Here is a 22,572-nt window from a genome sequence, read left to right as displayed (position 1 = left end):
TTTTCAGGAACGCTGCCTCGGCCCGCAGTTCCCGGTTCTCGCGTTCGAGCTGCGTCAGCCGGGCACGCTCGGTCGAAGTCAGTTCGCTCTCCGGGCCGCCGCCGTGAGTCTCACGGTACTTGGCCAGCCACCGCCTCAAACTGTCGTCACCGACCCCGTAGGCCTTGGCGACTTCACTGACCGGTTTCGATGAATCGATCACCTCTCGACACAGTTCGTCCTTGAACTCTGCCGAGAAGGATCGACGTGATCTGCTCATGCTGGTCGGACTCATTTCAGTAGATCCCTATTCTAAGCGGGTCCACTGTCCGAAATCCCTGGGCCGATCAGAGGGCACAAGCCATTCCTACCCGGCCGCCGGTAACAGTTGTTGATGCAGCAGTTGCTTTGGTAGCTCTGCCATTTTGCTCTTCTGATCAAGACTTCGTATTAGCTACCATGTTTGCCCGCCCCGCGTAGAAATTCTTCTCCCCGACAAGTGATGGGCGGAGGAATTATGACGTGCCGGGCTCTGGCTGACTTGAACATCAGTTGTCTATGGAAACGGCCGAAAATCTGTACCCAGATTGGGAATTGCCGTCGAACGTACCCACGACATCGAACGCGTCCTGCCCATAGAAAGTGCGAGCCTCGGTCCACACCTCCGCGGGCGTGTCTTCGACGCGTGGGCTCGGCAGATCGTCGACGAATACGAGGAGGTCGTTGCTGCCTTCAGGGGTGGAACCTTGCACGCTGACCATGACTTGAACTCCAAATCTCCTTGTGGGCTATGCCGCAAGAATCGATTGATGCCGTCAGCCCGAGGATACGTCCTATGGCGCCTTCGCATCACTACCTAGCTGCCGATACACCCACACATCAGTCATAAGGGCCTAAGAATCTTGACGGACCGGGTTGACATAAAACCGGCTTATCGGTGCCGGCGACAGCGTGCTGACGTGAGGGCTGCTTATCAGCGGCGTCCCTTCACGACGTGACGGTACGGCAACCGTCGTTCACACAGTTTCCGCGTCGGTGGGGGTGCTTGCCTGGCTATTTGAGGCCGGATCTGACGAATCCAGCCACGATCTGACGCTGCAGGAATATGTACAGCAGGAACACCGGTAGGCAAGCCAACCCGCTCGCGGCCATCACTGCTCCCCAGTTGTTGCCTTCGGCTCCCATGAAGGCGCGGATTCCAACCTGCACGACTGTGGCTTCCTGCTGCATGATGAGCAGGGGCCAGGTGTATTCGTTCCATGCGGAGATGACCAGAATTACGGCCAATGAGGCCAGCGCGGGAATCAGATTTGGCACGATGACGAGCCACAGGGTCGCCCAGCTGCCGCGGCCGTCCATGGTGGATGCATCGATGAGTTCTCTGGGGATCGCGCGCATGTGTTGGCGCAGCATCAGTACAGCGAAAGCCGAACACAGATTCGGGACAACTATCCCGGCGACCGTATTGAGGAGACCGAGCTGAGAGATCGTCACGTAGTTGGGGATCATCGTCACCTGAAACGGCACGAGCCAGGAAGCAACAAACAACAGATACAGGACTTTTCGGCCGCGGAACTCGAAGACAGCGAAACCGTAGGAAGCGAGGATTGCCACCAGGAGCTGCGCAAACGCGATGGACAGGGCCATCGCAGCGGTGTTACCCAACATCGTCAGCATCGGGATGGCTTCGAAGACATAGTCGAAGTTGTCGAGGGAGAACGACCACGTGTTCAGGCGGCCGCCGACCATCGTGCCGGGAGCGGCGAACGCGGTAACAACCAGCCAGATGAGCGGCACCACAGCGAGGGCGGCGAGCATGATCATGATGATGTGCGCAGCCCCCCTGCGCCCCAGCCAGATAGCGAGTCTGCGCGGACGTGATGTCATGGGTGGGTGGACCACCGGGACGCTCGGGCGTGCGGACTCCACGAGTGTGAAGGTCATCGTGCCTTTCCTAATCGTCGAAGAAGCTCAGTCGCTCGCTGAGTTCGACGAAGAACCAGGCGATAAGACTGAAAGCTATGAAGAAGAGAACCCCTGCGGCTGAAGACATTCCAGCATCGAAGTTCTGGAAACCGAACACATACAGCAGGTGGTAGACGTTGGTCGAGCTAGCACCCGGCCCGCCGCCGGTGAGCAGATCGATGAGGGGAAACGACCACTGGGCGACGAGGAGTACGGCCATCAAACCGAGGAAAGCAAGCGTCGGCGAGAGCAGCGGAACTACGATAGTCCAGGTGATTCGGCGTTCTCCTGCACCGTCGACAGCGGCCGCCTCGGCGTAGGTGGGGTCGATACCGGTGTGACCGGCACTGACCATCAGTACACCGAATCCGATCATCTGCCACCCCAGAATTGCCACTATCGCCCACAAGGATGTGTCGGGATCGCGGAAGATGTTGCCGAGTTCGAGGCCGATGGCGGCCGCCCACTGTGTGACAAGGCCGGTTTGTTCTGCGAAAAGCCATCGCCAAAGCGCTGCGGTCGCGACTGGGGTCATCAGGTAGGGCAGGAAGATCAGCGCTTGATAGCTACTCGATGCTCTTCGCCCGAGTTTGCGAACGACGAGAACTACGGCGGTGGGCAGCAGTACGAGAAACACGATGCCCGCGAGTATGTACAGGCCCGTGTTCGTGACAGCTTCGCGCATCTCTGGGAGGTGGATGACTTCGACATAGTTGTCGATTCCGACCGGTGTGGCCGGGCTCGTGGGCAACATGTTCCAGTCGTAGAACGAGTAGCCGACCGTCTGCACGAGTGGCCGATAGATCCAGTATCCGACGAGTAACACGGCCGGTAGTACATACAGGTACGGCGCCACTCGGCTCGAGTGCCGCGCTAGCGTCGAACTGCGAGACTGCACGGTGCTGTCCGTCGCTCGGTGGGATGTTTCGTGCAGGTCGATGGCTGTGTCGTGGTCTTGGGTGAGGCTGACGATGAACATCAGCTTGTCAACAGATCGGTGAAGACCGGTTCCCCGTTGGAGGCGCTGGCTATCGCGGAAGCCGTGTCTTCGGGCGACAACGCGTAGACGGTAGGGCCCACCGTGACATCGATCTGTGAGTGCACGATTCGGTCGGGGTACACGTGTACAAGGTTCGCGCCTTGACCTGAATCGGTGGCGTGGGTCGAGCCGGTTGGGATGGCGAGGTCTTGCGTGTAACAGGTGGCCGCCGCAACAGACACAGGTATTCCTGCGAACGTCGAGTGGGTCGAGTAGTGGAAATGGCCGGCGAGGATGCCTCGCACGTCAGTGCCGCGCAGAACTGTCTCGAACGGCGCTGCATCGCGCAGTTCGACGAGCTGAAGCAAGGGCACGGTGGTCGGCACGGGTGGGTGATGCAACGCGATCAACGTTCCGTGCAGTGCGGGCGTCTCGAGCTGCTCGTCCAGCCATTCGAGTTGGACTGCGGAGAGTTCGCCGTGGTGGCTCCCCGGCACGGTGGAGTCGAGTGTGATCACGCGCAGGCCGTTGACCTCGTACACACGATCGATCGGACTGCTGCCCGGTTCCTCGTTCAGTAACTCAGCGCGAAACGTTGCGCGATCGTCATGGTTGCCCATGACCCAGAGAACGGGGCATCCGTGCTCGGCCGCAAACGGCTCGACGAGCGCACGAAGGCGTACATAGGCGTCCGGTGCCCCAGCGTCTGCAAGATCCCCCGTCAACACGATTGCGTCGAGATCGATCTGTGCACTGCGTAGCCGATCGAGGAGTGATTCGAGGTTGGCATCGCAGTCCACGGCCCCATAGAGCGGGCGGCGCTCGCCGACCAGGTGTGTATCACTCAGGTGCAGAAGGGTGTGACTCGGATCCGGGTACTGAACGGTGTTCATTTCTCTCCCGTGCGGGTAGGCGCCTCAGGGGTTACGAGGCGTGCGTGGAGCGCGGCGAAGTCATCGGCGTCGAACCCGTGACGCTGCAGGTAGCCTTGCGCGCCGCCGTACTGTTCATCGAGCCGGTCGAGGAGGATTTCGATGACCGGTGCCGGACTTCCGTTGATGATTTCGAGCACATTGGCCTCGAGCGAGGTGACGTCAACTGCGAAGGTCTCGAGCGCGGACTCGGTCCATGAGCCTTGCAGATTGTTGTGGCTGGCGGCGTAGTCGAGGACGACGTTCTCGCGCGGAACGCCCACCGCGAGGAGGGCAAACGCGACGACGATGCCGGTGCGGTCCTTTCCTGCGGCGCAGTGCACCAGCGCGGCACCGGCCGTGGGCGCTGCAATGGCACGCAGGGCACGAGCGATCATCGGTCCGTTGTGATCGACGAGATGACAGTAGAGGTCAGCGAGCGTCTTGTCGGTGGTCAACGCGTCGGTGGGATCGATCAGTTCCAGGCGAACGGCGGTGCGTTCGATCCCGTCGAACGCATAGGCCGAGGACGCCGTCTCGTCTGCCGACCGTAGGTCGATGATGTGGTCGATGCCGAGTGCGGTCAGCGCTGCGGCGCCGGCGTTGTCCAATCGCGCTGGAGAGTCCGAGCGGAAGAGTGACCAGGGTTTGACGACACCGTTGGTTGCTGTCCATTCGCCGGTGCTGCGGAGGTTGTACAGCCCCGGAACGGTAATGCCAGCGACATTATCGTTCCGAGCGAGCGATTGCTGCGTCACTGTTCGACGAGGGTCTGGGCGCGGGCGGCCGCGGCGGACATGGTCGCCTCCGGGTCGGCACCTTGGTAGACAACCTGCTCGATGGCATCGGTGATGATCGTTGCGATCTGTTGATAGTTCTTGCCCGGATACGCCACCCACGGCTCAATGGAGTCGAGTTGCTCGATATTGGGTGCGAGCAGGTCTGCCTGCTCAGCGGCCCACTCGGCCAGTGGGCCGCCTTCCTCGGTCATGGACGTGCGCAGTGGTAGGTATCCGATTTGCGGGGTGATGACCTCGTACGCGGCCGGGCTGGTCATGAACTTCGTCAGCTCCCATGCGGCAGCTTGTTTCGCCGGATCCTTGGTGAAGATGGACAGCATGGACCCGGACGATGTGGGCACTACGTCTTTACCTTCGACACCGGGCATCGGTGCTGCAGCGAGCTCCCAGCCGCCTGCATCGGCGCCTTTCTGGAAGGCAGACTGTAGAGAGGCGGAATTGATGTGTATTTGGGTTGTTGCGGCGGCGAAGGCCTCGTACTGGTCGTAGTAGTCGCCGTTCTGCAATGCCCCGGATTCGTTGATTTCTTGCATGGTGATCAGTGGGTCGACTGCATTGGGTTCGCCGACCGTGATCGTGGAGTCGTCTTCGTCGAGAACCCGGCCGTCAGCTGAGCGAACCATGGACTGGTAACACCATTCTCCGATCGCGTCGAGGCATGAATTGCCGAACGACGGCGCACCGGTCTTGGCTGACACGCGAGCGGCAATGTCCGCCAAAGATTCCCAGGTCGAGAAGTCTGGATCGTCGATACCGGCGTCGGCGAGAGCTGTTGCGTTGTACCACAGAATCGGTGTCGAAAGTACGTACGGAATTCCGTAGGTGGATCCGTCGACGACCCCGAATCCTCGAACCTTGTCGTGCATCGGGTACTCACCCTCGTAGTGTTCGTCGAGGGCATCCTGCCCGAAGAGCGTGTTCAGCGGCTGGGCCTGAAGATCGCTGACGGTGTACCTGAGGGTGTCGAACGTCATCTGCGCGACATCCGGAGGATTGCCCGCGATGACTTGCCGTTGCACACTGGCAGCGCTACCGCCGGCAGCCGTCGAGTCACCGCTGGCCTGCGGGATGACATCTACGTTGGGGTATTCGGTCTCGAACTTTTCGATGAGGGAGAGTATTGGAGCTTCCCAAGTCGCACTGCCGAGATTGTAACTTTCGAACACAATCTCTACTGGCACATTAGGGTCGAATGCCATTGCGGCGGTTGACGACTCGACTGATGTACTCGACGGCGCGCAGGCGCTGAGTGCGAAAGTCGAGGCGCCGATTGTCATGAGGGCGACCGTCTTTGAACGTACGAGCATGTGGATTTCGCTTTCCCGATGGGTGGGTATTGAGTCAGGGAGAATGAGGTCGTGAAGCTCAGGCGGTCGCGAGAACGCGATCATCAGCGGAAGCGTGGCGTTGAGGCTGCCACTCGATACGACGCCCGCTGGCGCGGTCGAAGAGATGAAGGTGTTCTGTGGCGGCGCCGACGCGAAGCGTTTTTCCAGCGGAAATCGCGACGTCTGCCGCAGTGCGCAGGATGATGCTACTGCGGCCGCGACCGAACGAGCAGAACAGTAAGTTTTCGTGTCCGAGGCGCTCGACGGTGTCGACGACGACGTCGAGTTGTACCGGGGCAGGAACGCCGATGACCAGATGTTCAGGACGGATACCCAGGACAGCGTCGATGGGCGATGTTTCCCCGTCCCACACGTGAGCTTCGATACCGTCGCCGGATAGTCGAACGCGCCCAGCGTCGGTCGTGATCTGCACGTCGATGAGGTTCATCGGCGGACTGCCCAGAAAGCCTGCGACGAACACGGAGGCGGGCTTGGCGTACACCTCGATCGGATTGCCGACCTGTTCGAGCCTGCCAGCGTTGAGTACCGCGATCTTGGTGGCCATCGTCATTGCTTCGACTTGATCATGGGTGACGTACACGAACGTTGCGTTCAGTCGCCGATGCAGGTCCACGAGTTCATGCCTTGTCGCTGTGCGGAGCTTGGCGTCGAGATTGGACAGCGGTTCGTCCATCAGAAACGCCTTGGGCTCACGGACCAGCGCCCGGCCCACTGCAACACGTTGTCGCTGACCGCCGCTGAGCTCCTTGGGCTTACGCTCGAGCAGGTGACCGATTTCGAGTAACTCGGCTACATGTGCCACACGTTTGTTGCGGGCCGGTTTCGCCATCTTTCGGGCACGGAGCGGATAGGCAAGATTGCTGCGGACACTCAGGTGCGGGTACAGCGCGTAGCTCTGAAATACCATGGCAAGGTCGCGGTGCCGGGCATGTTCATGTGACATGTCCGTTCCGTCGACCACGAATCTGCCCTCGGTTGTGGGCAGCAAGCCGGCCATCATGCGCAATAGCGTGGACTTTCCGCACCCGCTCGGTCCCAGAAGTACGAGAAAGTCACCGTCGGCGACATCGAGACTGATGTCGTCGACGGCCACGGTCTTCCCGAACCGTCGACTGACCCGCTCAATTTTGATACTGCCCATCGGAGCTCCTCGTAATCACGTTGCATCGCCGGCGCCATGCTGCAATGCAATTACAGAGCATTTTGTGAGACGGAAAAAGTATTACAGGTTAACGCCGGATGAATCTGCCGACGGGGAACCTGGACGACGGTTCCCGGTCACCACACGAACGATGTCGTCATAGACCGCGTCGGCCTTGTCGCCCACTTGGCGAGCTTTCGCGACTTCGGCCACGAGCGCGTTGAGAAGGAACGATTGCAGTAAATTGCTCGTGAGAACTGATTCGGGCCACGGCCTTCCCGATGCGCCGATGATGAGCTGCTCATCCGCCAGCCGCGCAAGTGTCGACCGCGGAAAGCTCGACACGGCGATCACCTTCGCGCCACCACCCATCGCAGCCTCGGCGCAGGGAAGAGTGGACACGTTCTCTCCCGAATCGCTGACCGCCAACACCACATCGCCGGGTTCGAGCAGCCGACATGTCAGCAGCTGCAAAGCAGGCTCATTCGGTGCCTCGACCGAAATGCCAGTACTCATGAACCTCAAAGCAATGCTCAAGACTGTTGCTGCCGATCCTCCCGCTCCGATCAACACAATCCTGCGTGCCCCACCAACCAACGTGACCGCGCGACCGAACGCACTCAGATCCACCGTGGTGGGTGCCGAATCGAGCTCGCGAGCCGCTTCTGCGAACAGACGGTGAAGTGCATGCTCGTAAGCCTTGCCGGTGCGGCCAGCCTGAGCCGCAGCTCCTTCGTCACGCACCAGCAACGTGCGCAAATGCGGAAATCCGTCGAATCCCAACGATTGGCAAGCCCTGGTCACGGTAGCTGCGGACGTCCCAGCATATGCGCCCAACTCCGCTGCACCCATCCCACTGACCTTCCGCGGATCACGGACAATTGCTTCGGCCACCGCACGCTCACGAGGCCCCAGGCCTGGCAACGCAGTTCGGATCAGCAGGACAGTGGAGCCCACCCCAGGGGTCAACATGAAAACATCGTAGAGACCGCTGAAACGAACCACCGCATCGCCGCCACAACCTCATCAGAAAATCATGACCCCGTTGCGCACCAAGACGGTATCGACGAGGCCGCGATCGACGTCGATGGCGTTGGGCTGAATTGGCATCGCCGATGCGCGTCGACGGAGACGACGTGATCATGATAGCCAGCGTCGGGCGCGGCACCGTGCACCCTGGAACTCCGCGCGGTGAAACCGGTGATCACCGCCAGCGCCGGCAGCGCACCGGGTTTGAGGAACGTCAGTGAGATCACGGCGATGATCAGCATCGGAAGGGCGCCGGAGGCAATGACAACGACCATCTTCGTGCGCATGTCCCATCGAGACCTAGGGAGGGCACGGTCTGTGCTTTCCCGCCCGCTGGCCTGGAATGGTGTGGTGAGCTGCGGTGTGCATTCATCGGCGTGGCGCTCCCGGCGGTCCCACTGCGCCCGAGCATGATTCGGCAATGCTGGCTCGGGGTCGGCGCCCCACTCGGAACACGTATGTCACCCGCGAACCCAGGATGCGACGCTCGTAGATCGGCCCGTACACCAATCCCAACATCGCCACCCTGGCTCGCACGGAGGTGGATGCGATCTCCACGTGACCGATTCCAGCCAATGGGGCATGCGCGGAGCGCACAATTGTCGCGTTCCCTCACCTACGTCAACCGCTCGGCTCTCACTTGACTATAGGTCGAACGTGCGTGGTGGCCTGGTTCCTACCGAATGGTCATGTCGGCAGCTCCTTCCCAGCGGCACGCCATGCACGCCGCATAAAGGCTCGTGATGCTGTCGGTCGGTGTCACAGTACGACGCACCACTTCTGCGTGGCAGCAGTTACCGCAGGGTGGGCATCCTCGATCGAAGTCGACCTCGGGAACGGGCCAATACGTGGGCATAGGTCTTTCAGCTCCTTGCAGGTCCCGACCCTGGGGGCGAAAGTTGTGTTGAATCGCGGGCGTTCCGCGCGCCGTTCTCCGTTCCTCAGTTCGATCTAGGCCAAGCCAACGCTCAGACTGGGTGGGCCTGTCGCTGTTGGGATACAATCACAGCATTTGGTCGTTGTCACAGGTACATCGGGTCTTGACGGTGCAGTAACTGCGCCGGGTAAATCCAGGCTAACCTTCCGTAAGTTCGACCGACCATTGCTGCAACGCGAGATGAGCGGTTGCGTCTCCCGGGTGTAGGGAGACAGCTTCGGGCGGTACGCCGCTTCTCCATATTTCGTCTGCCGCTGCACGAATGATCGACAGGCCGTCGCGGCTCGGATCGACGCCGGTCGAGCTGATCGTGATGCCCGTCGAATCCGTCTTTACGTTCCACGCAGTTTGAGGCCCTATAACGCCCTGGTTCACCGGGTCGTTGATTCCACTCAGATTTCGCGCGATGTGGGTGGGTCTCTCGGCGGGCGAAGCACGCAGGATGTCTGCCGCTGAACTGACACCGGTCAACACGAGCAGGCTGGGCAGACCGGCTGCGTTCGCTCCGGCGATGTCTGTGTCGAGGCGATCACCGACGACCAGTGGTCTGTGGAACGTTCCACGCGCCAGGGCATCTCGATACAGCACAGGCGCTGGTTTACCGACGACTTCAGGGTCTACGCCGCACGCTGCTCGGAGAGCTGCAGCCATCGAGCCGTTGCCCGGTACGAGTCCGTGTTCGGTCGGCAGAGTCATGTCCATGTTCGTGACGATCCAGGGTGCCCCGGCACGGATGGCCCAGACCGCTTCCTTCAAGTCCGCCCATCCGGTAAGGGGCGAGTGACCTTGCACGACCGCGATGGGCTCCTCACGGAACGTCCTGACTGCGGTCAGGCCGGCTCTGCAGATTTCGTCGACCAGCGCGACGGTACCCAGGACCAGAATTCGAGACCTTGGAGCAAATCTCGTGGCAAGGATCCGTGCTGCGCTTTGGCCGCTAGTCGCAATGTCGGCAGCGCTGCCCGCGATGCCCATTGCGTGCAGACGGTCCTCGACATCGCGCACGCTGCGAGATGCGTTGTTGGTGACGAACAGTTTTCGGCCCGGTACTCGGGCCAATGCGTCGACGGCACCGTCTGTGGGTTCGCTTCCTCGACACACGGTGCCGTCGAGATCGAGCATTAGGCAGTCGTGGGTGTCTGCGAGTGTTCTTTGCACAGCTGCTCCCGTTCCTGTTGTGTCACCCGAATAGGGTCGATGCCTCGTCGTACCGATGCCGAGGAACTGTTTTGAGCTCGGTGACAGCATCGCCGAGGGGAACGTTGACGAGGTCGATTCCCTGACTTGCGATCATCGTTCCCCACTGGCCCTCGTGAGCCGAGCGCACGGCGGCCATTCCCATTCGTGTGGCAAGGATCCGGTCGAATGCGGTAGGGGATGCGCCACGTTGGATGTAGCCGAGTGTGGTAGAACGTGTTTCGATACCGGTCTCGTTTTCGATCGCATTTGCGAGCACCTCGCCGATGCCGCCCAGTCGTGGGCGTCCGAAGGTGTCGATTCCGTGGCGGTGATGCGGGGTGTCCATGGTGTCGAGCGCGAATCCTTCGGCGGCGACAACCAGTGGTGTGCGACCGCGATCGCGCGTGGTCTGCACCCAGACACATATTTGCTCGATGGACACCTTTACTTCGGGGATGAGGATGGCGTGCGAGCTCGTGGCGATGCCGGCGTGCAGGGCGATCCACCCGGCGTTGCGCCCCATCACTTCTACGACCATGCAGCGGTGGTGGGATTCGCCCGAGGTGTGGATGCGGTCGATTGCTTCGGTCGCGATTTCCACCGCGGTGTCGAACCCGAAGCTGTAGTCCGTTGCCGACAGGTCGTTGTCGATGGTTTTCGGTACACCGACGACGTCGAACCCTCCGCGTTGGAGTTCGGCGGCGACCGACAGCGTGCCTTCTCCGCCGATCGCGATGAGCGCTTCGACCCCGGCGTCTTCGAGAGCGGCGTAGACTGTCCGATCCTCCATTCCCGCTGCGAACGGGTTGGTGCGCGATGTCCCCAATGTTGTTCCGCCCAAGCGGTTCAGGCCTCGTACCGCGCGCCAGTCCAAGGGGATGTGGTCGCGTTCCATCACCCCGCGCCAGCCGTCTTTGAAACCGACGAAGTCATCGGAGTGTTCACGCGTGCCCTGAAGGACTGCCCCGCGAATGACCGCGTTGAGGCCGGGGCAGTCTCCGCCGCTGGTCAAGATCCCTAGTCGCATGGACTTCTCGGCGCTCAGAAGATTCGTACGGCGGCGGAGGCGGGTGCTTCCAGAAGCGAGGCGATTTCGTCGTCGAGCTCGACCAGCGTCACCGATGCGCCTGCCATGTCGAGGGCTGTGCAATAGTTTCCGACATAGGAGCGCTCGACCGTGATGCCTCTCGCGGCCAGCTGATCGTGGGCGCGGCCGTAGAGAAGATAGAGTTCGCTGATGGGCGTGGATCCCAGTCCGTTGATCATCAACGCGACCCGAGATCCTGGCTGGAACGGCTTGTCGGTGACGACCATGTCGAGCATGTCGTCGACGATTTCGTTGGCCGGTCTGATCTTTTCGCGTCGGCGACCTGGTTCGCCGTGGATTCCGACTCCGAATTCGATCTCGTCGTCGGCGAGATCGAACAGTGGTGCAGCCTTGGCTGGTGGCGAGCACGCAGTCAAGGCGACGCCGATGGATCGTGTGTTGGCGTTGACCCGCTCGCCGACGATGCGGACATCGTCGAGCGTGTAGCCCTTTTCTGCTGCGGCACCAACGGCTTTGATCACGAAGAAGTTGCCGGCCACTCCTCGGCGGCCGATGGTGTAGGTCGAATCCTGCACTGCGACATCGTCATCGATGAACAGCAGCTGGGCATCGACTCCTTCGGCGGTGATCATCTCTTGGGCCATCTCGAAGGCCATGCGGTCTCCGGTGTAGTTGTTGACGAGCAGGAGCACTCCTGCGTCGGAGACAACTTCACGAATTGCTGCGAGAATGTAATCCATGGGGGGAGCGGCGAAGACATCGCCGGGGCATGCGACGTCGAGCATGCCGGGGCCGACGTTCATCACGTGGGCAGGCTCGTGGCCCGAACCCGACCCTTGCACGATGGCCACTTTGCCGTCGACGGGGGCGTCCGATCTGACGATGAGGTTGTACTTCGGTTCGTAGCGGAGGGTGTCAGGGTTAGCACGGGCGATACCCGTGAGGATCTCTGCGACGAACTCTCTCGGATCGTTGACAAATCTCTTCATGGTCGTTTTCTCCTCGGTTGCGGGTGTCAGATGGTGGAGCTGTGGGCGGTCGGCTGCCAGATCTGGGCGATGTTCTCGGCCATCACGGCGATCGCGACTGCGCCGGGGTCCTCGGAGCCCACGCTGCGTTCACCGACGTAGCTCGCACGTCCGCGTCTGGCCTGAAGTCCCTTGGTGCTCTCTGCACCTCGGCGCGCAGCGGCCGCAACGGCATCGGCCACCTCGGAGGCGTCCGCCGATCCGGTGGATCGGAGTTCGAGTTCGGCTCGGACTGGCCCCAACGCGTCGAGCAAAGTCTTGTCTCCGAGGGATGCACCTCCGCGCTTCTCGATTCCAGCGATCGCGGCGTCGACCAGGGTCAGCACGTCGCGAATGTCGAGTTCCGATCGACCGTCAACTGCGGCTCCGGCACGCAGGAAGCCTGTTCCCCAGATAGGGCCGGAGGTGCCTCCGAGTCGGGTTGCCAGGGTGGTGGCGACACCCTTTAGCAGGCTCGAGGGCGTCGACTTGTCCAAGCCGTCCCAATTCTCGAGCACCGACTCGAAGCCGCGTGCCAGTGAGTACCCGAAGTCGCCGTCGCCGGCGACGGCATCGAGTTCACAGAAGTACGTTTCGTTCTCCAGTGCGGTGTCCGCGATGATGCGCACCGCGGTGGTGATTGTGTCGAGAGAATTCATCGGTGCTCCCCGGAAATCTTCGTGGTGGGTCGAGTGACGTTGCGATGCTTCAACAGGCGCTCGAGCGAATCGATCGTGACCATGCTCTGCAATCCGAAGTCCACGGCATAGCGATCGGATATCACCGACAGTGGGTCACTGGGTTCACCCAGTGAGGTCACAACCGCTGCTGCGAAGGTGAAGTCTTCGCGCAACGTGTAGCTACTCGGCGTCACGATGCAGGTCAGGCCTGCCGAGACTGCTGCTTGCAGTCCTACCGCGCTGTCCTCGATGACCACGGCATGCTCGGCGGTGACACCGAGTTCGGCGAGCGCTATCTCGTAGATGTCCGGTGCGGGCTTTTTGGCGGGCACGATGTCGCCGGCGAATATCGGTATCGCAGAGGCTGTCTCGGTCCCGACTACCGAGTCCAGGACCGACTTGACCGACTCGGGAGCCGATGTGGACGCCACGGCGACCTTCCATCCGGCTGCGAGTGCCGAGCGGATGAGCCGGGCGACCCCTGGGCGCGGGGGCATGACGCCGGCCGAGACCATTGCTCGGTAGATTTCGGTCTTGGCTTTGTGCAGCGCTGGGACCGACGTCGTCTGCAACCGCTCGTCGTCGGCGTTGCCGTGGGTGCGGGCGGCGTCGAGGGCTGCGGTGATTCGTTCCTTGCCTCCGCCGATCTTCACCAGTTCGGCGTAGTCCTGTTCGGTCCAGTGCAGTGGGATGCCGGCATCGTCGAAGGCCTTGTTGAACGCGGGCAGGTGTCCGAACCGTTCGGTGTCGGCGAGCACTCCGTCGCAGTCGAAGATCAGAGCGTTGTCCTGCGTGGTCATGCCATACCCGAGCTACCGAATTGACGCATCAAGTCCGAGATCATTCGGTGGATGTCACCGGCGGTGTGCGCGAACAGTGATGGCGGATCCCATTTGTCGTCGATGGCGCTCTGCTGCAGGAAGTTCAGGTTGGACTGCATGTAGGTCATCTTCAGCGCCGTCGAGATGTTGACCTTGGCGCAGCCCAGGGCGATCAACCCGTCGAAGTCGGATGCGGTCAGTCCGCTGCCACCGTGCAGTGCGATGGGCACGCCTGCTTCCCGGACGATGTCCTCGACGCGGTCGAAGTCCAACACGGGCTGCTGCTTGTAGACGCCGTGTGCGTTGCCGATTGCGGGTGCGAAGACGTCGACTCCCGTGTCGGTGATGAAGTCGAGGACCACCTGCAGCGGTTGACGCTGGGCTTCGTCGTCGGACCCGTGGCCGTCCTCGACGCCGGTGATCGATTCGATTTCACCTTCGACGTGGGCACCGTAGCGACGGGCCTCGGCAACCACCTCGACGGTTTGCCGCTGATTCTCTGCAACGGGGAGTTCGGAAGCGTCGAAGAGAACGGAATTCCATCCCTGCTCGAGGCATTCGGAGATGACCTTCCGATCCGGGCAATGATCGAGATGGAGGCAGACCGGGACCTCGATTCCTTCCGTCATCGAATGCCACATCGCAGAGAGTGATTTCACTCCGATGCTGCGGACGGTCTTGACCGATGTCTGGATGATGACCGGGGAGCGCTCCGCGACTGCGGCCGCGAGCACTGCCTCCATCGTCAAATCGTTGAAGACGTTGACGGCAGGAACACCGTAGCGTTTGTCGAATGCAGGCTTGACGATGGCATTCAGCGATACCACTGGCACGTGATTTTCTCCTTGGTCGCGGCGGTCGCGATGCGCACCCTGCCGACAGATCGATGGTGTACCGAGTCCGCGAACAGTGGGCGCAGTGGCCGTACTGGGTGGTTTCGAGGTCGGCGATGGTGAAGTGGGACTGCTCGGACGTGCTGGGCGGTTCTCGCGCCGAGGGGAGATGATTGCGCCGACGGCGATGTGAATGCCCAGGTGCGTTGCGCGCCGGATGTTTCGAGCGATTCGTGGTCTATGTCCGGTGGGCGGCTGGTCCGCCGGCCGCTGGTGTCACAGACGCGCAGTAGTCGAGGTCTTGGCCTCGCGAGCGGCAGCGGCGAAGTCCTGCATGGTCGGGAATTCGAGCGCGTACGTGTAGTCCTCGCTGGGCTCGGGTGTCGCGCCCCAACCCGGTCGATCGAATCTGCGGTTGATCCACACTGATGGCAGTCCGTGGCGTTTGGCGGGAACATGGTCGTGAAACAGGCTCTGCGCCACGTGCAGCAGCCGATCCCGGGGGATCCCCAGGTCGGCGAGGGTGCCGTCGAGGGCCTCGAAATGGTTGGGAGCGGGTTTGTAGGCCTTGACGTCCTCGGCGGTGATGACGGCGTCGAAGTCGACTCCGAGGCGAGCGTTGCTTCCTGCGAACCCTTCGCGGTCGACGTTGGACAAAATGATCAGCTTGTAATCGCGGGCCAGAGACGCGAGCGCCTCTGTGGAATCGGGGAATGCGGGCCATTGCGGTACCGAAGAGCCCAGTTTCGCTGCCCACTCGTCGTCGACCGGCTTACCGAGCTTCTCGCCGGTCCAACGGAAGGCGTCGGCGAGAACCGTCGAGTACAGCGCGGTCGGGTTCTCGCGTTCGGCGCGGGCCTCGTTCTCTGCGTAGGCGAGCAGCAGCTCTTCGTCGGTCATCTCGAGGCCGACCTGTTCGGCCCACGGAGCGAGCACTGCTGCGATGCCCGCCTCCCAGTCGATCAGGGTGCCGTAGCAGTCGAAGCTCAGAGCGTCGTAGTCGGCCAAGTTCATGGGTTCTCCTCGGTGTTCGGGTTGTTCAGGAAGTTGGGTGGGCACGAGTCCGGCAGATTCAGGTCGGATCGGGCTGTGGTGGCACCGTCGACACCTCAAGCAAAAACGACGTAAGACCGTTAGACGGTTATACCGTACATCTGTCACTCAGCATAGAGGTACAGAATCGGAATTTTCATCAACACCCCTAATCCTGCGCCGACGGTATCGGTTGACAATTCACTGTTATACAGTCTTACTGTAAGAGCGTAAACGGTCTTCGGCTTACGCAGTTCTCACAGTCGAAATCGAGGTTTTCTGTGACCGTGCACGCCTTGGACACGCAGTTCGTCACGCTGCTCGAGTCGGCGGCAGCACAGGTGGACTTCAGTGAAAGACGCAGGGCCGAATACAGTTACGACGCCTCCAACTACCGGGTCGCACCTGGCGCGGTGGCGTTCCCGCGCTCGGCGGCCGAGGTCGCCGAGCTCGTCCGGCTCTGTCACGCAGGCGGCATCGCGTTGACAGTGCGAGGCGGCGGGACGTCCATGGCCGGCAACGCTGTCGGTGACGGCCTCGTCATCGACCTCTCCCGCTACATGAACAACATCGTCTCGGTCGATACCGCCGCCAAGACCGCCGTCGTCGAACCCGGCGTCATCCTCAGCGAACTGGCCGGTGCTGCAGAGAATGTCTCGGGAGGTGAGCTCACGTTCGCGCCGGATCCGTCGAGCAAATCTCGCGCAACGGTGGGCGGTTCGATCGCGAACGATGCGTGTGGCAACCACTCCGTCCGACACGGCCGGATGGCAGACCACGTGGTGGCCCTCGACCTGGTTCTGGCCGACGGAGCTCAGGTCACCGCAACAAGAACCGGGCTGCACGCCACCGATCCAGGCGACACGGCAGCAGTGGCGCGCGCCGCCCAGATCTCCCGCGAGTTGAGCAGCCTCGCATCGGACAACCTCGCCATCTTCAGGCTCGAGCTGGGAAGAATTCCCCGTCAGGTATCGGGCTTTCATCTGTCACATCTGTTGCCAGAGAACGGCTTCGACATCGCACGAGCGTTGGCCGGCAGTGAGGGCGCGTGCGCGGTCGTCGTTGCCGCCACGGTCCGTCTGGTCGATGTCTCGCCGTCTGCACTCCTGCTGATTCTCGGATACAACGATGTCGTCGACGCCGCACGCGATGTCCCGACCATTCTCGAGTTCGCGCCGGCAGCAGTGGAAGGCATCGACGAGCTCATCGTCGACACCATGAGGGCCAGGCGCGGCGCGGACGCAGTGTCCGAGCTTCCGCCCGGACACGCGTGGTTGTACGTCGACCTCGACGGCGCGGACATCGAATCCGTCGCCGAACAGGGACGGATATTGCTCGACAAACTCAAGCAGCACGGCCGCGTACTCGACGGCCGCGAAGTGCGCGATGCCGCCTCCCGGGCAAAGCTGTGGCGAGTACGCGAGGACGGTGCCGGCTTGTCCTCACGCCTCGAATTGCCCGACGGCACAGGAAGTATCGCATCGTGGCCAGGATGGGAAGATTCGGCGGTCGCACCCGAAAATTTGGCCGACTACTTGGTGGATCTGCGCGCTCTGCTGTCGAGGTTCGGCCTGGTCGGTGTGATGTACGGACACTTCGGCGCAGGCTGCATGCACATCCGCATCACCTTCGATCAGCGCTCACCGGAAGGACGGACGGCGATGGCCGACTTCCTTCAAGCAGCCGCCGAGCTCGTCGTCGGCCACGGCGGCACACTGTCGGGGGAGCACGGTGACGGACGAGCGCGGTCGGCCTTGTTGGGCACCATGTATTCCCCGGACATGATCGAGGCCTTCGTGCGCTTCAAAGAGATCTTCGATCCCACGCGCATCCTCAACCCCGGCATCATCGTCGATCCACCCGCTGCGACAGACGATCTGGCGCTCGACGGGGTCCCGACTCTCCCCTGGCGCACCAGCTTCGCGCTGCACGAGGTGGGCAAATCAAATGATGGCGCGTTTGCCGACGCGGTCCAGCGCTGCATCGGCGTCGGGAGATGCAGGTCGCACTCCGGTGGGGTGATGTGCCCGAGCTATCGCGCGACCGGGGACGAGAAGGACTCCACCCGCGGCCGATCCCGCGTTCTGCAGGAGATGATTCGCGGCTCACGAACGACCGACGAGGGTTGGCGATCTGAGGAGGTCCGAGAGGCACTGGACCTGTGTCTGTCGTGCAAGGCGTGTTCGACCGACTGCCCCACCGGGGTGGACATGGCGACCTACAAATCCGAATTCTTCGACCATTATTACTCGGCTCGACGGCGCCCAATGGCGCACTACTCGTTGGGCTGGCTGCCCTTTTGGTTGAAGATCACCTCTCGGATCGCTCCAGTGGTCAATGCCGCACTTGCGACACCGTTGAAGTCGATGATCTTGCGTATGGGAGGTCTGACCACCGAACGCGATCTCCCACCGTTCGCATCCCGGCGCACGCTGAACAAAATGATCGGATCGACCACCACGCCGGGCAGTGACGTCGTTCTGTTCGTCGACAGCTTCACCCAGGGCTTCCGACCCGAAGTGGCCGGAGCAGCGAAGCGCGTGCTCGAAGACGCGCGGCATCGCCCGGAGATTCGCACCGACCTGTGTTGTGGGCTGACGTGGATCTCCACCGGCCAGCTCTCACGCGCCCGCAAGCAGCTCGCTGCGACAGCCGACGCTCTCGACGACGGCAGCAGTCGTCCCATCGTGGTGACCGAACCGAGCTGCGCTGCCGCACTCAGGAAAGATCTGCCCGAGCTGGTCGATTCCGACGCCGCCCGACGGGTATCGGCGCGCATCCGAACCTTTGCAGAACACGTGACCGCTCAGACCGAACGTGGATGGGTGCCGCCGCGCGCGGTACCTGCCGAGGTCACCGTGCAGACGCATTGCCACGAATACGCAGTGTTCGGTGCCCAGACCCAGCAACGCGCACTGCACGCGGTCGGCGTCGCGACCGTGCGCGAGGCCACCGGGTGCTGCGGTGTGGCAGGAAATTTCGGATTCGAGAAAAACCACTTCGACACCAGCATGCAGGTCGCGAAACAAGCCCTCGAACCGGCCCTGAACGCATCGAAAGACGCCGTCGTCCTCACCGACGGATTCAGCTGCCACATGCAGGTTCGACAGATCAACGAGGACCCTACACCCGGGGCCTCGTCGCATCTGGCCCAGATGATCGACCCTCGACCCCAAGGAGAAACACAGCAATGACCACAGTGGAAGCATTCGTCACCTCCGCCGACACCGGCCTCGAAGTCCCCACCGGGCTGTTCATCGGCGGAACTTGGAGCGAGGCGGCCGACGGCGGCACCTTCGAGGTCGAGAACCCGGCCACCGGGGAGATCCTCGCCGTCATCTCCGACGGTGGCGCCACCGACGCCGAGCGCGCACTCGACGCAGCCGTCACAGCCCAGGTCGAGTGGGCACGAACGGCTCCACGTGACCGCAGCGAAATCCTCCGCCGTGCATTCGACCTCGTGCTCGAGCGCAAAGATTGGCTCGCCGAGATCATGACCTCCGAGATGGGCAAACCCCTGGCCGAAGCCAAGGGCGAGGTCGCCTATGCCGCAGAATTCCTGCGGTGGTTCTCCGAAGAGGCGGTGCGGATCTCCGGCGATCACACCACCACCGGCGACGGCGCGAATCGCATCATCGTCACCCGTGAGCCCGTCGGCCCGTGTGTGCTGGTCACGCCCTGGAATTTTCCTCTTGCTATGGGCACTCGCAAGATCGCCCCGGCCGTGGCCGCCGGGTGCACGATGGTGCTCAAGCCGGCCGAGCAGACCCCGCTCACCTCCTTGGCCCTCGCGTCGATCCTGCACGAGGCCGGATTGCCGGCGGGCGTGCTCAACGTCGTGACCACCACCGATGCGTCGTCGGTGGTGACCTCGTGGATGTCGAGCGGAAAGGCCCGCAAGATCAGCTTCACCGGATCCACTGAGGTCGGCAAGCTGCTGTTGCGCCAAGCTGCCGACACGGTCATGCGCTCGTCGATGGAGTTGGGCGGCAACGCACCGTTCATCGTGTTCGCCGACGCCGACATCACCACCGCCGTCGAGGGAGCGATGGTGGCCAAGATGCGCAACATGGGCGAGGCGTGCACTGCCGCGAACCGCATGTACGTCCACCGTGACATCGCGGCCGAATTCGCCGACCGGCTCGCCGATCGGATGAGCTCGCTCGTCGTCGGCAACGGCCTCGACGACGGAGTGCAGGTGGGGCCACTGATCGACGAAGACGGGCGCGGCAAGGTGCAGCGTCTGGTCGACGATGCGGTCGGTCGTGGTGCGCGCACGATCACCGGAGGCGCTCTCCCGGACGGCCCGGGGTACTTCTACCCACCGACCGTGCTGGCCGACGTCCCCACCGATTCGGCCTTGATGCAGACCGAAATTTTCGGCCCAGTGGCACCGGTCATCACCTTCGACGACGAGGACGAGGTGATCCGTATTGCCAACGACACCGATTGGGGTCTGGTCGGATACATCTTCACGCAGGACGTCGATCGTGCCTTCGACCTCAGTGAGCGTCTCGAAGTCGGAATGGTCGGGGTCAACACCGGATTGGTGTCCAACCCCGCCGCGCCGTTCGGTGGGGTCAAGCAGTCCGGCCTGGGCCGTGAAGGAGGAAAAATCGGCATCGACGAATTCCTCGAGTACAAGTACTTCGCCGTGCCTCGCCGACGAGGCCTCTGACCTGTACCGAGTCACACCATCGGCCCGTCCTGTGAACGACGAACATCGGTCACCGGACGGGCCGTTGTTTGCTTGTACATGCCCGGGCGGCGGCGAGGCCACGTGATGACCAACCGTGAGTTACCGTATGACTGAGAGTCGGTCAAACAAGGAGAATGATGTCGGTATCGTTGCAGATCACGAGCACACGCGATGCGTTGGTCGCGGAGATCCGCAACCAGATCCTCGGGGGTGACCTCCGGCCGGGAGAACCGCTGACCGAGACCGCGCTCGCGGCACGGTTCGGCGTCGCCCGACCGACCGTGCGGTCGGCGTTGCAGGTACTGGTCGGGCGTCACCTCGCGGAGCAGTCCCAGGGGCGATCGTTGATCGTTCCGCAATTCGACAACAGCGATGTCGAGGACCTCTATTTCGTCCGTGGGCCACTCGAGATGGAGGGCATCCGCGTGATCATCGAGAACTCGTATCCGCTGGACGAGGCCGAGCGGTGTCTGGGATTGATGGAATCGATGCCCGATGACGCCAGCTGGGGTGTCCGAGTCGAGACCCACACTGCGTTTCATGTTGCACTCATCGATGCTGCAGGCAGCGCACGTCTGAGTCGCATCTATGCGTCGCTGCAAGACGAAATGCAGTTGTGCCTTGCGCAATTGCAGCGCTGGTACCCGAATCCGCAGGATTTGGCGACCGAGCACAGGCTCCTGCTCGACGACATCCGTTCCGGGGATGTCGCCCGCGCGACGGACACGATGCGGCGCCACCTCGCGCAGGCTGTCGCGAATTTCGAGTCCGATCAGTAGCCCACCAGCGGTGAATCACGGTCGTGAGCCGATGGAAACGGCCCCGTCACGAATCTGGACGTGACGGGGCCGAGCTGTGGGGTAGCGCGATCAGGCCGAGGTACCAGCCGGTACCGCACCGACGACAGCGGCGAGGGCCGCCTCGAAGCGTTCGACGCCGAGCGTGATCTCGTCTTCGGTGACCACCAGCGCCGGAATCAGCCGCACGACGTTGCCCTCGGGTCCGCAGGTCAGGGTGAGAAGCTGCTGGTCGGTGGTGGCCTTCTGCACCGCCGCCGCAGTTCCGGCGTCGGGCTCGCCCTCGGGGGTGGTGAACTCGATTCCCTGCATCAGACCGACCCCGCGCACGTCACCGATCCCGGGGAAGCGTGACTGGACGGCCTTGAGTGCGGCCTGCAGCTGATCACCGCGGCGGCGGGCGTTCTCGACCAGGCCCTCTTTCTCGATGACACCGAGTGTTGCTACTCCGGCTGCCGCGGCTACTGCGTTGCCGCCGTAGGTTCCGCCCTGCGATCCGGGCCACGCTTTGGACATGGTCACTTCCGACGCCGCGATCGCCGAGATGGGGAAGCCGGACGCGATTCCCTTGGCGGTGACGATGATGTCGGGTGTCGCGGCCGAATGTTGGTGCCCCCAATACTTTCCGGTGCGACCTACTCCCGCCTGTACCTCGTCAATGATCAGCTGGATGCCGTACCGATCGGCTCGCTCGCGCAGCGCTTCGAGGAAAGCCGGAGGAGTGGGTATGTAGCCGCCGTCGCCGAGCGCAGGCTCGATGAGGAAGGCAGCGGTGTCGTTCGGGGCGACACGCGTTTTGAACACGTAGTCCAGTTCGCGGATCGCGAACTCGACGGCGCTGTTCTCGTCCAGTCCGTAGCGGTAGGCGTAGGGGAACGGAGCCATGTGCACACCGGACATCAACGGGGAGAACCCTGCCGAGAATTTCGTGCCTGCCGTGGTCAGTGATGCGGCCGCGACGGTTCGGCCGTGGAACCCGCCTTGAAAGACGACGATGTTGGGGCGGCCGGTCACCATGCGCGCGAGCCGGATTGCTGCCTCGACAGCTTCCGATCCGGAATTGGCATAGAACACCGAGTCCAGTCCGGTCGGTAGTACTTCACCGAGTTTGTCGGTCAGTTCGAGCAACGGTGTGTGCATGACCGTCGTGTACTGAGCGTGGATGATCTTTCCGACCTGCTCTCGCGCCGCTTCGACGACGGCCGGGTGGCAGTGACCGGTGCTGGTGACACCGATTCCGGTCGTGAAGTCCAAGTACTCGCCACCGTCGGTGCCGTAGATCCAGCTCCCCTTCGCGTGGTCGACGATCACCGGGGTGGCCTGCTTGAGTGCAGGGCTGAGGCTGGCCATAGGTATACCTTTCGAAGTTTCGGACGTGGATGGTGT

At 62.3% G+C, this 22,572-nt stretch carries 21 protein-coding genes; 3 read left to right on the top strand and 18 right to left on the bottom strand.

Annotated features, from left to right (window positions below; all coding sequences use genetic code 11):
- The 17 genes from H292_RS0122945 to H292_RS0122860 all read right to left on the bottom strand — a co-directional run.
- Positions 1–259, bottom strand: a 259-nt coding sequence (locus H292_RS0122945) for a transposase (RefSeq protein WP_027499018.1), incomplete at its 3' end; no start/stop codon positions are given.
- A gap of 268 nt (positions 260–527) precedes the next feature.
- On the bottom strand, positions 528–740 hold the full coding sequence (locus tag H292_RS0122940; RefSeq protein WP_020112931.1) for a hypothetical protein: 213 nt from the start codon (positions 738–740) through the stop codon (positions 528–530).
- 292 nt (positions 741–1,032) lie between these two features.
- Positions 1,033–1,923 carry a carbohydrate ABC transporter permease gene (locus tag H292_RS0122935; protein ID WP_020112930.1) on the bottom strand — a complete coding sequence of 297 codons (891 nt, stop codon included), beginning with the start codon at positions 1,921–1,923 and terminating at the stop codon, positions 1,033–1,035.
- A gap of 10 nt (positions 1,924–1,933) precedes the next feature.
- On the bottom strand, positions 1,934–2,842 hold the full coding sequence (locus H292_RS0122930; protein ID WP_231383898.1) for a carbohydrate ABC transporter permease: 909 nt from the start codon (positions 2,840–2,842) through the stop codon (positions 1,934–1,936).
- Positions 2,843–2,922: 80 nt separating this feature from the next.
- A complete protein-coding gene (locus H292_RS27450) occupies positions 2,923–3,816 on the bottom strand; it encodes a phosphodiesterase (protein WP_020112928.1) in 894 nt (297 codons plus the stop codon).
- Positions 3,813–4,592 (bottom strand): tyrosine-protein phosphatase, encoded by a 780-nt coding sequence (locus H292_RS27445; RefSeq protein WP_020112927.1) that lies wholly within the window; start codon positions 4,590–4,592, stop codon positions 3,813–3,815. Before H292_RS27445 ends, H292_RS27450 begins: the two co-directional genes overlap by 4 nt.
- Positions 4,589–5,833 (bottom strand): extracellular solute-binding protein, encoded by a 1,245-nt coding sequence (locus H292_RS0122915; protein ID WP_231383897.1) that lies wholly within the window; start codon positions 5,831–5,833, stop codon positions 4,589–4,591. Before H292_RS0122915 ends, H292_RS27445 begins: the two co-directional genes overlap by 4 nt.
- Before the next feature lie 166 nt (positions 5,834–5,999).
- Positions 6,000–7,124: an ABC transporter ATP-binding protein gene (locus H292_RS0122910; RefSeq protein WP_027499015.1), complete on the bottom strand. Its 1,125-nt coding sequence runs from the start codon at positions 7,122–7,124 to the stop codon at positions 6,000–6,002.
- 81 nt (positions 7,125–7,205) lie between these two features.
- Positions 7,206–8,096, bottom strand: coding sequence for a MurR/RpiR family transcriptional regulator (locus tag H292_RS27440; RefSeq protein ID WP_231383904.1), 891 nt, complete (start codon positions 8,094–8,096; stop codon positions 7,206–7,208).
- Positions 8,097–8,158: 62 nt separating this feature from the next.
- Positions 8,159–8,440, bottom strand: a complete 282-nt coding sequence (locus H292_RS0122900) for a hypothetical protein (RefSeq protein WP_020112923.1) — start codon at positions 8,438–8,440, stop codon at positions 8,159–8,161.
- A 788-nt stretch (positions 8,441–9,228) separates the two neighbouring features.
- Positions 9,229–10,248, bottom strand: a complete 1,020-nt coding sequence (locus H292_RS0122895) for an HAD-IIA family hydrolase (protein ID WP_231383896.1) — start codon at positions 10,246–10,248, stop codon at positions 9,229–9,231.
- A 22-nt stretch (positions 10,249–10,270) separates the two neighbouring features.
- A complete protein-coding gene (locus H292_RS0122890; RefSeq protein WP_020112921.1) occupies positions 10,271–11,296 on the bottom strand; it encodes an ATP-dependent 6-phosphofructokinase in 1,026 nt (341 codons plus the stop codon).
- Positions 11,297–11,310: 14 nt separating this feature from the next.
- The gene (dhaK, locus tag H292_RS0122885; RefSeq protein WP_020112920.1) at positions 11,311–12,306 is read right to left on the bottom strand and encodes a dihydroxyacetone kinase subunit DhaK; all 996 of its coding nucleotides are present in this window, start codon (positions 12,304–12,306) and stop codon (positions 11,311–11,313) included.
- Positions 12,307–12,332: 26 nt separating this feature from the next.
- Positions 12,333–12,983, bottom strand: coding sequence for a dihydroxyacetone kinase subunit DhaL (gene dhaL, locus H292_RS0122880; RefSeq protein ID WP_020112919.1), 651 nt, complete (start codon positions 12,981–12,983; stop codon positions 12,333–12,335).
- A complete protein-coding gene (locus tag H292_RS0122875) occupies positions 12,980–13,804 on the bottom strand; it encodes an HAD-IA family hydrolase (RefSeq protein ID WP_020112918.1) in 825 nt (274 codons plus the stop codon). Before H292_RS0122875 ends, dhaL begins: the two co-directional genes overlap by 4 nt.
- Complete coding sequence (locus H292_RS0122870; protein WP_027499014.1) at positions 13,801–14,658, bottom strand: class II fructose-bisphosphate aldolase; 858 nt, start codon at positions 14,656–14,658, stop codon at positions 13,801–13,803. Before H292_RS0122870 ends, H292_RS0122875 begins: the two co-directional genes overlap by 4 nt.
- 276 nt (positions 14,659–14,934) lie before the next feature.
- Positions 14,935–15,672 carry a haloacid dehalogenase type II gene (locus H292_RS0122860; protein WP_020112915.1) on the bottom strand — a complete coding sequence of 246 codons (738 nt, stop codon included), beginning with the start codon at positions 15,670–15,672 and terminating at the stop codon, positions 14,935–14,937.
- 299 nt (positions 15,673–15,971) lie between these two features.
- On the opposite strand from H292_RS0122860, the gene H292_RS0122855 reads away from it, so the two are divergent.
- From H292_RS0122855 to H292_RS0122845, 3 genes are all read left to right on the top strand, one after another.
- Positions 15,972–18,884: an FAD-linked oxidase C-terminal domain-containing protein gene (locus H292_RS0122855; RefSeq protein ID WP_020112914.1), complete on the top strand. Its 2,913-nt coding sequence runs from the start codon at positions 15,972–15,974 to the stop codon at positions 18,882–18,884.
- The gene (locus H292_RS0122850) at positions 18,881–20,368 is read left to right on the top strand and encodes an NAD-dependent succinate-semialdehyde dehydrogenase (RefSeq protein ID WP_020112913.1); all 1,488 of its coding nucleotides are present in this window, start codon (positions 18,881–18,883) and stop codon (positions 20,366–20,368) included. The genes H292_RS0122855 and H292_RS0122850 overlap by 4 nt, the downstream gene beginning before the upstream one ends.
- 158 nt (positions 20,369–20,526) lie before the next feature.
- A complete protein-coding gene (locus tag H292_RS0122845; protein WP_037189017.1) occupies positions 20,527–21,168 on the top strand; it encodes a GntR family transcriptional regulator in 642 nt (213 codons plus the stop codon).
- Positions 21,169–21,258: 90 nt separating this feature from the next.
- Here H292_RS0122845 and H292_RS0122840 read toward each other — a convergent pair whose 3' ends face one another.
- Positions 21,259–22,536, bottom strand: a complete 1,278-nt coding sequence (locus H292_RS0122840) for an aspartate aminotransferase family protein (protein ID WP_020112911.1) — start codon at positions 22,534–22,536, stop codon at positions 21,259–21,261.
- Positions 22,537–22,572 lie beyond the last annotated feature (36 nt).

Source organism: Rhodococcus sp. 114MFTsu3.1, from assembly GCF_000383555.1.
GTDB lineage: Bacteria > Actinomycetota > Actinomycetes > Mycobacteriales > Mycobacteriaceae > Rhodococcoides > Rhodococcoides fascians_E.
The sequence above is the reverse complement of the archived record's forward strand: the minus strand, read 5'-3'. Positions and strand labels throughout refer to the sequence as shown.

What these genes read in the sequence shown, in the direction of transcription:
- H292_RS0122845 (WP_037189017.1), top strand. Translation starts at nt 20,527, where the DNA reads ATGTCGGTATCGTTGCAGATCACGAGCACACGCGATGCGTTGGTCGCG.
- H292_RS27440 (WP_231383904.1), bottom strand. Translation starts at nt 8,096, where the DNA reads ATGTTGACCCCTGGGGTGGGCTCCACTGTCCTGCTGATCCGAACTGCG.
- H292_RS0122900 (WP_020112923.1), bottom strand. Translation starts at nt 8,440, where the DNA reads ATGCGCACGAAGATGGTCGTTGTCATTGCCTCCGGCGCCCTTCCGATG.
- H292_RS0122850 (WP_020112913.1), top strand. Translation starts at nt 18,881, where the DNA reads ATGACCACAGTGGAAGCATTCGTCACCTCCGCCGACACCGGCCTCGAA.
- H292_RS0122910 (WP_027499015.1), bottom strand. Translation starts at nt 7,124, where the DNA reads ATGGGCAGTATCAAAATTGAGCGGGTCAGTCGACGGTTCGGGAAGACC.
- H292_RS27450 (WP_020112928.1), bottom strand. Translation starts at nt 3,816, where the DNA reads ATGAACACCGTTCAGTACCCGGATCCGAGTCACACCCTTCTGCACCTG.
- H292_RS0122860 (WP_020112915.1), bottom strand. Translation starts at nt 15,672, where the DNA reads ATGAACTTGGCCGACTACGACGCTCTGAGCTTCGACTGCTACGGCACC.
- H292_RS0122840 (WP_020112911.1), bottom strand. Translation starts at nt 22,536, where the DNA reads ATGGCCAGCCTCAGCCCTGCACTCAAGCAGGCCACCCCGGTGATCGTC.
- H292_RS0122935 (WP_020112930.1), bottom strand. Translation starts at nt 1,923, where the DNA reads ATGACCTTCACACTCGTGGAGTCCGCACGCCCGAGCGTCCCGGTGGTC.
- H292_RS0122890 (WP_020112921.1), bottom strand. Translation starts at nt 11,296, where the DNA reads ATGCGACTAGGGATCTTGACCAGCGGCGGAGACTGCCCCGGCCTCAAC.
- H292_RS0122875 (WP_020112918.1), bottom strand. Translation starts at nt 13,804, where the DNA reads ATGACCACGCAGGACAACGCTCTGATCTTCGACTGCGACGGAGTGCTC.
- dhaL (WP_020112919.1), bottom strand. Translation starts at nt 12,983, where the DNA reads ATGAATTCTCTCGACACAATCACCACCGCGGTGCGCATCATCGCGGAC.
- dhaK (WP_020112920.1), bottom strand. Translation starts at nt 12,306, where the DNA reads ATGAAGAGATTTGTCAACGATCCGAGAGAGTTCGTCGCAGAGATCCTC.
- H292_RS0122915 (WP_231383897.1), bottom strand. Translation starts at nt 5,833, where the DNA reads ATGGCATTCGACCCTAATGTGCCAGTAGAGATTGTGTTCGAAAGTTAC.
- H292_RS0122940 (WP_020112931.1), bottom strand. Translation starts at nt 740, where the DNA reads ATGGTCAGCGTGCAAGGTTCCACCCCTGAAGGCAGCAACGACCTCCTC.